Annotated in this window: 8 protein-coding genes; 6 read left to right on the top strand and 2 right to left on the bottom strand. The window is 62.3% G+C overall.

The features are described from left to right. Nucleotides 1–1,213: calcium-binding protein (locus EN964_RS15610; protein ID WP_164775828.1), on the bottom strand; the 1,213-nt coding region annotated here is incomplete at its 3' end. 454 nt (nt 1,214–1,667) lie between these two features. Between EN964_RS15610 and EN964_RS15605 the strand changes: the two genes are divergently transcribed. Both EN964_RS15605 and EN964_RS15600 read left to right on the top strand, forming a co-directional pair. Beyond that, nucleotides 1,668–3,419 (top strand): type I secretion system permease/ATPase, encoded by a 1,752-nt coding sequence (locus EN964_RS15605; RefSeq protein WP_164748771.1) that lies wholly within the window; start codon nt 1,668–1,670, stop codon nt 3,417–3,419. Beyond that, entirely contained in the window at nt 3,412–4,788 is a 1,377-nt protein-coding gene (locus EN964_RS15600) for an HlyD family type I secretion periplasmic adaptor subunit (RefSeq protein WP_127266444.1), read from the top strand. Before EN964_RS15605 ends, EN964_RS15600 begins: the two co-directional genes overlap by 8 nt. 174 nt (nt 4,789–4,962) lie before the next feature. Here EN964_RS15600 and EN964_RS15595 read toward each other — a convergent pair whose 3' ends face one another. Further along, complete coding sequence (locus tag EN964_RS15595) at nt 4,963–5,913, bottom strand: LysR family transcriptional regulator (protein WP_127269808.1); 951 nt, start codon at nt 5,911–5,913, stop codon at nt 4,963–4,965. Nucleotides 5,914–6,006: 93 nt separating this feature from the next. On the opposite strand from EN964_RS15595, the gene EN964_RS15590 reads away from it, so the two are divergent. The 4 genes from EN964_RS15590 to EN964_RS15575 form a co-directional block, all read left to right on the top strand. Beyond that, complete coding sequence (locus tag EN964_RS15590) at nt 6,007–6,912, top strand: dioxygenase (RefSeq protein ID WP_127266442.1); 906 nt, start codon at nt 6,007–6,009, stop codon at nt 6,910–6,912. Nucleotides 6,913–6,915: 3 nt separating this feature from the next. Further along, nucleotides 6,916–7,875: a VOC family protein gene (locus EN964_RS15585; RefSeq protein WP_127266441.1), complete on the top strand. Its 960-nt coding sequence runs from the start codon at nt 6,916–6,918 to the stop codon at nt 7,873–7,875. After that, complete coding sequence (locus EN964_RS15580; protein WP_127266440.1) at nt 7,872–8,531, top strand: alpha/beta hydrolase; 660 nt, start codon at nt 7,872–7,874, stop codon at nt 8,529–8,531. The genes EN964_RS15585 and EN964_RS15580 overlap by 4 nt, the downstream gene beginning before the upstream one ends. Next, a partial coding sequence (locus EN964_RS15575; protein WP_127276513.1) for an iron-containing alcohol dehydrogenase occupies nt 8,528–8,904 on the top strand: 377 nt, incomplete at its 3' end. The genes EN964_RS15580 and EN964_RS15575, both read left to right, overlap by 4 nt.

Genomic DNA, 8,904 nt, shown 5'->3' with positions numbered 1-8,904 from the left:
CGTAATAGGTGTCATTGCCGCCATAGCCGGTCATCTTGTCGGCGCCACCGCCACCATTGATCTTGTTGGCGCCGCCATTCCCATAGATAGCTTGATCGAATTCGTTGCCGGTCAAGTTGATGGACCCCCTGCCACCCGAACTGGCGGTGGAGAGCTGCTCGATATGTGAGCCCGCCGTAAGAGCGTAACTCACCGAGGCCGCGACCTTGTCGAACCCCCCGCTTGGCGCTTCCATCACCTTGTCATGGGCATTGTTGACGAGATATTTGTCATTGCCCGTGGTCGCGTGAAAAACGTCTGCGCCGCGCGTGCCATGGAAGACATGATCGCTGTCCGACGGGGCCGGCGCGGCCGGAACTGGAGCGGCGGCGTCTGTCGGAGGCGTGGCCGGAGCAGGGGCGGCGACGTCGGTTGGAGGCGGGGTCGTGGTATCGATCGGATCGGTTACTGGGGGGGCGGCCGAGCCACCGGTGCTTTGGAGATTGTGCTGTTGGAACAAAGCCTGCAACTCCGGCGAATTTTCCAGAGCTGTGTCACCGTTCTGCGAGCCCCAGGCATAGGCATAATCGAAGGCAGGCGACGGAACCAGTGCTGCCCAATGATCTATCATCGTTTGCATCTGTTCCGGCGTCGGCATCTGATGCTTCCCGCCCGTGTCGGTCGTCCAGTTGCCACCGCCAAAAGTCTGATAGACTGGAATGATTTTGTCGATCGGGATGCCGGACTTGACGGCCGCAGCCACGGCCCTGTCGATCATGTTGTAGTCGACCGTGCTCACGTCATCGCGCACCGGGTAGGGGTCCAACCCATAGTAGTCGATGCCGGTATTTGCCGGATTATACGTGTTGGAAAAATCCGGGTTTGTTGGAGAGCCCATATTCATCATGGTGATGAACGTCTTGGCGCCTGGAAAATGGGAATGGATCCAGTCCGACTCCGCCTTCAGGGTTTCGGCACTTGCATATGTGCCCCATCTGCCGGTGGGATCTGGCTCGTCCATCAGGAAGAACCCGAACACCTTGGGATTGTTGAGAAAGGGCGTAACTTGTTCGATGAAAGAGGAGGTGACGCCGTCGTGGGCGCTGAGATAGACGAGGCCTTTCATGCCGTCCGGCAAAGCATTGACCTGCGAGAGATATTGAACATCGACCAGGTTGAACCCGGCGGTTGCGACTTCGGTGGCTGATCCACCGGACGCATAATGGAGTGTCATCCAATGATCCTTTGGTTGATTCGACTTATGCCCCGCGTCTGCTTAGGTGATTGCTACATTAGGATGAAATCAAATACGAAACACAACGGGATAGAATGTTTGATTGATCTAAGTTGTTGCTCAGTAGCAGGTATTTTGCTCAGCCGACCGTGGCACCTTTGAAAGTGTTTGGGAGCAAGGACATACGCCTCTTTTGCTGGCTCCGTTCTGACCAATTCCTTTAGCGAAAATCGTCATTTTTCGGGAAGTTATCCCCAGACAGGGAGACGTCGGCCGTCGCGTTTCGCTGGTTCACGCCACGAATCGGCTGCATTTTCCTCAAAGTCGACGTATGTAAGCAGAGCGTAATAAGGGGGGCGACGGATAGCGGCTGCTATGCGCACTAAGAAAGGTTTGAGCCATTACAACTTACGGAAGTAACGGCGCGGCAGTGTCGCGCGAACGACCGCTGGTCATGAAAACATCGGGGGCCGGTTCTCCCGAGCTCCGTTCCGCTATTCTCGCCTGCATGCCTGGGCTGCTTGGCGTGGCGCTGTTCTCGGCAGTGATAAACATTCTCGCTCTGACCGGTTCGGTCTATATGTTGCAGATCTACGATCGCGTTCTGCCGTCGCAGAGCGTTCCGACCCTGGTGGGGTTCACGATCGGAATGCTGGGCCTGTATGCCGTATACGGGCTTCTGGATTTCGTGCGGCTTCGCGTGTTGGTCCGCATCGGCAGCCGGCTCTATAGGAATTTGCAGCAAAAGGTGTTCTCCATCTCCCTGTCCCTGCCGCTCAAGGCAGGGCGTGATGCGGACCGTCTGCAGCCTTTGCACGATCTTGACCGACTGCGCGGCTTTCTCTCCGGAACGGGACCCACGGTCATCTTCGACGCCCCGTGGATCCCCTTTTATCTGCTGATCATTTATTTGCTCCATCCTTCGCTCGGCCTGCTGGCGACGGTCGGTGCGATCGCCGTGGTCCTCTTAACAGCGATTGCGGAAGTGTTTAGCCGAGGCCCCGCCGCGCGTGCCTCGGAGGAGCTGCTGTCGCAGCGGGCGCTTGCCGATTCCGGCCGCCGCAACGCCGAAGTCGTTCACGCAATGGGGCTTTCTGGTCGACTGGCTCGACGCTGGAGCGACGTCAGCCGAGCCTATCTCGCCCAGCAGGAACGTCTCTCGGACGTCGTTGGTGGCGCCAGTTCGCTGTCGAAGGCCCTGCGGATGGCGTTGCAGTCCTGTGTTCTCGGTCTCGGCGCTTACCTGGTGATCGGCGGCGAGGCTTCACCTGGGGTGATCATCGCATCTTCCATTTTGCTTGGCCGCGCCTTGGCCCCGGTCGATGCTGCGATCGCAAACTGGAGAGGCTTTCTGTCGGCCCGGCGCAGCTATTCCGAGCTGGCGGCGGTCATGGCGGCATTCGGCCGCCAGGACGAGCCAATGGAGTTGCCTCGGCCGCAGGCGCGGTTTGCGGTCGAGCAATTGACCATTGCGCCGCCCGGCTTGCCAAAGCCAACCGTGGTCAATGTGAGCTTCCATCTGTCGAGAGGCGCTGGGATGGCCGTAATCGGCCCAAGCGGTTCCGGCAAGACAACTTTGGTGCGTTCGTTGGTCGGGGTGTGGAAGCCGCTCCATGGCTCGGTGAGATTGGACGGCGCCTCTCTCGATCAATGGAACTCGGAACAACTCGGCGCCCATATCGGCTACATGCCGCAGGATGTGGAGTTGTTTGACGGCACGGTAGCAGACAACATTTCGAGGTTCCGAGGCAAGACGGATCCAAAAGGCGTCCTTGCGGCGGCAAGAGCAGCCGGCGTCGAGAAAATGATAATGCAACTCCCCCAGGGATTTCAGACCCGCATCGGCGAGGGCGGAGCGGCCCTGTCGGCAGGGCAGAGGCAACTCGTGGGTCTCGCCCGAGCACTTTATGGCGAGCCGTTTCTTGTCGTGCTCGACGAACCGAACTCGAACCTCGACGTGGACGGGGACGCTGCCCTGGCCGGCGCCATACGGGCAGTGCGTCAGCGCGGAGGCATCGTCATTGTCGTTGCGCATCGTCCCTCAGCTCTCGCCAACATCGATCAGGTACTGGTTATGTCGAATGGGACGGTTCATGCCTTTGGCTCGCGCGAAGAGGTCTTGGCGAACGTGCTCCGACCGTCACCGCCTGTTCCACCTCGGCCATCTTCTTTGGCGCCGATACCGGGGGTTGCCGGGCATGCATGAGGCTCTGCTCGAAACATTCGTCACCTTCTCGTCGTATGCTCGGACCCTTCGTGGCAGCAAACCGCCTGCCGTGAGCGCGCCAGATCTGTCGGACGGTATACGGGCCAACCTGATATTCGGCTTGGCGATTACCGGTCTGCTGGTTCTTGGCGGTGGTCTGTGGCTGGGGTTGACCAACATCGCCGGCGCTGTGGTTGCACCAGCCACCGTGGTGGTGGAAACCAACGTCAAGAAGGTCCAGCATCAAACCGGAGGCACAGTGGGCGGGATCTTCGCGCAGGACGGAGATCATGTACGAGCCGGCGACGTGCTGGTCAGACTGGATGACACGCTGCCTCGTGCGAACCTGCAAATCATCAGTGAGGATCTCGATCGCGCGACCGTCCGCCTCGCCCGGTTGGAGGCCGAGCGCACGGGCCTGGCGGAAATGCAGCTGCCGGCCGGCCTGAAGGCGCGAATGAACCAGCCGGAGCTGGCTGCGCTCGTCAATGGCGAGCGCGCTCTCTTTGAAACGCGCGCTTCGGCTTTGGCTGGACAGAAGGCACAGTTGAGAAGCCAATCCCAGCAACTTGAACGTCAGATCGACGGCCTTAAGGCGCAACAGAGCGCGGTGGATGAATCGGTTGCTCTGCTGAACAAGGATTTCGCGGACGTTGATTCCCTCTACGCCAAAAAACTCGTCTCCAAGGAGAGGCTAAGCAACATCAAGCTGGATGCCACCCGGGCCAGGGGAGAATCGGGGCGCCTCGCTGCAGCAGTAGCTGAAGCGCAGGCGCGCATCAGCGAAACGGGGTTGCAGATGCTGCAACTGGATGACCAAAGGCGCACTGACGTGACGACCGAACTCCGCGAGACGGAAGCTAAGCAGACCGAACTCAACGAACGGAGGATTGTGGCCCAGGATGAATTGACCAAGACAACGATCCGCGCGCCGCAGTCCGGAACGATACAGGAATCGGCTGTCCATACCGTCGGCGGCGTTATCGCGCCTGGCGAGATGCTCATGACCATCGTACCTGATGCCGATGATCTTGTGGTGGACGCGCTGATCCCGCCGTCGCGGGTCGACGACGTCCGCCCGGGGCAGCCGGTATCGATCCGTTTTCCGGCGTTCGACGTGGGAACCACTCCGGTCTGCCAAGGGTCAGTGAAACACATCTCGGCAGATCTGATTAAAGATCCGCAACGTCAGCTTTCCTATTTCTCGGCGCGTATCAAGGTTGAAAGCAAATCGAACTGCCTGACCGAAGCGAAGGTGCTGAGGCCAGGTATGCCCGCCGAGGTTCATATCCGCACCGATGAACGCAATGTCTGGTCCTATCTGTTGAAACCCTTTGTGGACCAGATGTCCAAGGCGTTTACGCAGTGATGGCGAGGTGGAGGAGGGAGAGCCAATAGGATATCGGGATTTCTGGCGGCCCGACGGCTTTTGGGGGCGGGCGGCCGTCGAGCCTAACCGGCGACGCGGGGATGAAGCGCCTCCGGCTGGAGGAAACATGCGCGTTATGTGACGCCACCGCATCATTCGAATAGCGAGGCCGGATTACCGCCCCCAGACGACGGCATTCTCGTGCCGTTTGATGATGTGCTTCAGATTCTCGAAGGCGGTCGTGACGTGGCCGGCGAAGCGCTCTGCCGCGGGCGAGCGTGGCCCGCTGACCCGGCGCAGGATTCCAAGCGAGCGGCTGGGCTGCGGAATTTCATAGGGTAGCACCGTCACCCGGTTTTCCTTGCGCTGCGCGAAGACCACGGAGAATGGCAGCACCGCCAGCGCATCGGTTTCGGCAAGGAAGTTGATCACGCTCATCAGCGAGCCTCCCGAATAGCGGACGTTGAGGTCCGACATGCCGATGCTCATCAGGATCATCTGCAGGTCCGACATCAGCGGAGAGCCGGGTAGGGGGGCAACCCAGGGAAAGCTGGTCAGGTCATGCGCCCTGAGGCGGCGATTTCGCAGCAGGGGATGGTCGGGCCGGCAAGCCACGACGTTGCGTCCGGGCAGGATTTCCGTGAATTCGAAGCCGGGTCCCAGGTCTAGCACGCCGATCGGCACGATCCCGAGATCGATCTGGTTGCTCTCCAGCGCCGCGACCATCTCGGGCAGGTTCATGTAGCTTTGCTGGACGGTGACCTCGGGCTCGAGCTTCTGGAATTCTCCGATCATCCGGCTGATCATCGCATCCATGAAGAAAGGCACGCCGCCGACACGGACGACGCCCTTGGTGCCTTTCATGAAGCCCTGCACCGCATCCGACGCCTTGCGCGACGCGGTGATCATCGTGCGGCCCTGCGCCGCCAGCTGGAAGCCGAGCGGTGTCGCCTGCAGGGGCCGGCGACCCTTGAGGAAAAGCGGCTCGCCCACCCGTGCCTCCAGCATGGCCAGCGATCGACTGACTGCCGGCTGGGTCAGGCCCAGCATAGCGGCTCCTTCCGACACGCCGCCTGCATCCAGCACCGCAGCGAGCTGCATGAGGTGGCGCTCGTTCAGCTTCATAGCAAAACGCTATACAAGGGACGCCACATCTCATCAAGCATCGCGTCGGGCCGTGCTATCCCGCTTGGCAAGGGGAAGGGAGGCCCCGGCGGAATGCACGGCCAGCACGACCCGAAGCGAGATGAATTCCCCAAGGCGATCTCGACGCAGGCCGAGGAATTCTCACGGCGCCTGACGGCAATGGGCCAGTCCCGCCTGGCGGCGGCGGCACAGGCAGCCGTCGACGGTTTGCACGCGCTGATCGTCGAGTTGCGCCCCTCCGGCGAGGAATTCCGGCAGGCGATCGATTTTCTGACCGAGGTTGGCCACTACGCCGATGCGCGGCGCCAGGAATGGGTGCTGTTCGCCGACGTCCTGGGCGTGTCTTCGCTGATCGAGGATCAGAACAGCCCGCGCCCTGTTGGGGCGACCCCAAACACCCTGGCCGGCCCCTTCTACCGGGCCGACGTGCCGGAGATGCCGCTCGGCGCGAACATCTCGCGCGATCACAAGGGTGAGCCGCTGGAAGTTGCCGGCCGGATCGTCGCGCTCGACGGCGCGGGGATCGGCGATACGATGGTCGAGATATGGCAGGCCAATGCCGAGGGTCTCTACGAGAACCAGGAACCTGATAAGCAGCCTGAATTCAATCTGCGCGGGCGCTTCCGTACCGATCCGCAGGGGCGGTTCCGCTTCACGACGGTGAAGCCGAAGGGCTACACGCTGCCGTCGGACGGCCCAGTCGGCCAATTGATGTCGGCGCTTGGCCTTGGCCTCGAGCGGCCGGCCCACATCCATTTTCGCGTCTCGGCGGAGGGCTTCGAAACGCTGACGACCCACATCTTCGACCGGTCGGACCCCGCGATCGGCCGGGATGCGATCTTCGGGGTCAAGCCCGAACTCATGGCCGAGTTCCGCGCGCTGCCGCCCAACGGAGGAAAACGGAAGCACGCGCTCGACCTCAACCTCGTGCTCTGTCCGCAGCGGCGGGGCGAAACCGAAACCTCTGGGAGGAGATGACCGATGGCACGTGTCAGCGGCTACCACCATTTGACGCTCTCGACGGACAGCGCTCAGGAAGATTTTGATTTCTATACCAAGGCACTGGGCCTGCATTCGGTCAAGCGCACCGTCTTGTTCGACGGCGTCATCCCGGTCTATCACCTCTATTACGGCTCGCCCAACGGCGATGCCTCGACGATCATCACCACCTTCCCGTTCCGCAAGCCAGGCGTCTATGGCCGCCGCGGATCCAACCAGTCGCGTACCATCATGCAGTCGATCCCCAAGGGGGCCGTGGATTTCTGGGTCGACCGGTTGAACGCGCGCGGCATCGAGGCCATCAAGATCACTCGTTTTGGCGCCGACCGTGCGGCTTTCGCACATCCCTGCGGCATCCCGCATGAGCTGGTGGAAAGCGACAGGGATCCACGCGCGCCCATCGCCAACGAAACGCAGGGCATCGGCAAGGCCCACGGCATCAAGGGAATCTACGGCGCCGTGGTGGCGGTGATGGACCGCACCGCCATGGACGACTTCCTGACCATCGCATTGCCGATGGAGAAAGAGGCCGATGACCACGAGGGGCTTGTGTTCCGCGTGCCGGACGCGGCCGGCGTCGCGCAGCGCGTGGAGGTCATTGTCGATCGCGACAGCCCGCAGGGCACCTGGACGCTGGCTGGCGGCACCATCCACCATCTAGCCCTCAACACCGGCGACGAAGAGAACCAGCTGAAACTGCGCGCCCATATAGAGGGCCTCGGCTTCACCGATATATCGGAGCAGAAGGACCGCAACTACTTCAAGTCCTGCTATGTCCGCTCGCCCGGAGGCGCGCTGTTCGAAATTGCCTGGACCACGCCGGAAGGCTGGGCCAAGGATGAGCCTCCGGGCCAGATCGGCAAGACGCTGGTCTTCCCGCCGTGGTTCAAGGACCGCGAGAGCGAATTGCAGGCCGGCCTGGAAGAGGCGGATTTCACGTGAGTTCAGGCAGCGGTCCGCTCCGGCTTGGGCCAAGAGGCCCGGAGGCGAAGGCGATCTGCGTCTTCGTCCACGGCCGCGGCCAATCGCCCGAAGAGATGCAGTCGCATGTGCTGTCGCGGCTTTCCGCGTCCGCCGTGGCCTTCATCCTGCCGCGTGCACCGCACGGCATCTGGTGGGAGGCGCGTGCCGTCGATCCGTTGACGCCGGTCGCCCGCGCGCAGCTTTCGGATGCGCTCGACCACCTTGCGGCCGCAATGGTCGCGGCGCGGGCCGAACTGCCCGGACTGCCGCTTCTTCTCGCGGGCTTCTCGCAAGGGGCGTGTCTCTCGATCGAGTATCTCTGCGCGGGGCTGCCGCCGCCGGACGCTTTGGCGGCCTTCACGGGCTGCCGTGTCGGCGTTCCGGCGGACGAAAGATCCGAGGCGGCGCCGGCCGGAATGCCGATCTATCTTTCCGGTGGCGATGCTGATCCCTGGATTCCGGTCTCGGCGTTTGCCGATGCCGCGCAATCGCTGGGCCGGTTTGGCGCGAGCCTGCGGGCCGATCTGTTCCCGGGCCGCGGCCATGAGGTCTCGGACGCCGAGATCGCCATGCTGGGCACGATCCTCGACGACCTCGCGGCCGGGCGTGGCCCGCGCATGGAGGCGGCGCGATGATGGACAGCTTCACCTTTCCTGGCCTGACGACACGGGTGGTCTTCGGTGCCGGCAGCATGGCTCGCGTCGAAGAGGAAGTCCGGCGGCTCGGCCATGACAAGGTGATGGTGCTGTCGACATCGCATCAGAAGGGCGATGCGGAAAGACTGGCCGCAAGCCTTGGTGGCCTCGCGGCCGGGATCTTTGCCGGCGCGGTCATGCATACCCCTGTCGAGGTCACGGAAAAGGCCGTCGATGCCTTCCGCAGCAGCGGCGCTTCGGCGGTCGTCAGTCTTGGCGGCGGCTCGACCACCGGGCTCGGCAAGGCCATTGCCGTGCGCACCGGCGCCGACCAGGTGGTCATTCCCGCCACCTATGCCGGCTCGGAAATGAC

The sequence above is a fragment of the Mesorhizobium sp. M7A.F.Ca.CA.001.10.2.1 genome (genome assembly GCF_003998575.1).
In the GTDB taxonomy this organism is placed as follows: Bacteria; Pseudomonadota; Alphaproteobacteria; order Rhizobiales; family Rhizobiaceae; genus Mesorhizobium.
The sequence above is the reverse complement of the archived record's forward strand: the minus strand, read 5'-3'. Positions and strand labels throughout refer to the sequence as shown.

Coding starts and splice junctions, on each gene's coding strand:
- EN964_RS15605 (WP_164748771.1), top strand. CDS start 1,668: ATGAAAACATCGGGGGCCGGTTCTCCCGAGCTCCGTTCCGCTATTCTC.
- EN964_RS15600 (WP_127266444.1), top strand. CDS start 3,412: ATGCATGAGGCTCTGCTCGAAACATTCGTCACCTTCTCGTCGTATGCT.
- EN964_RS15595 (WP_127269808.1), bottom strand. CDS start 5,913: ATGAAGCTGAACGAGCGCCACCTCATGCAGCTCGCTGCGGTGCTGGAT.
- EN964_RS15590 (WP_127266442.1), top strand. CDS start 6,007: ATGCACGGCCAGCACGACCCGAAGCGAGATGAATTCCCCAAGGCGATC.
- EN964_RS15585 (WP_127266441.1), top strand. CDS start 6,916: ATGGCACGTGTCAGCGGCTACCACCATTTGACGCTCTCGACGGACAGC.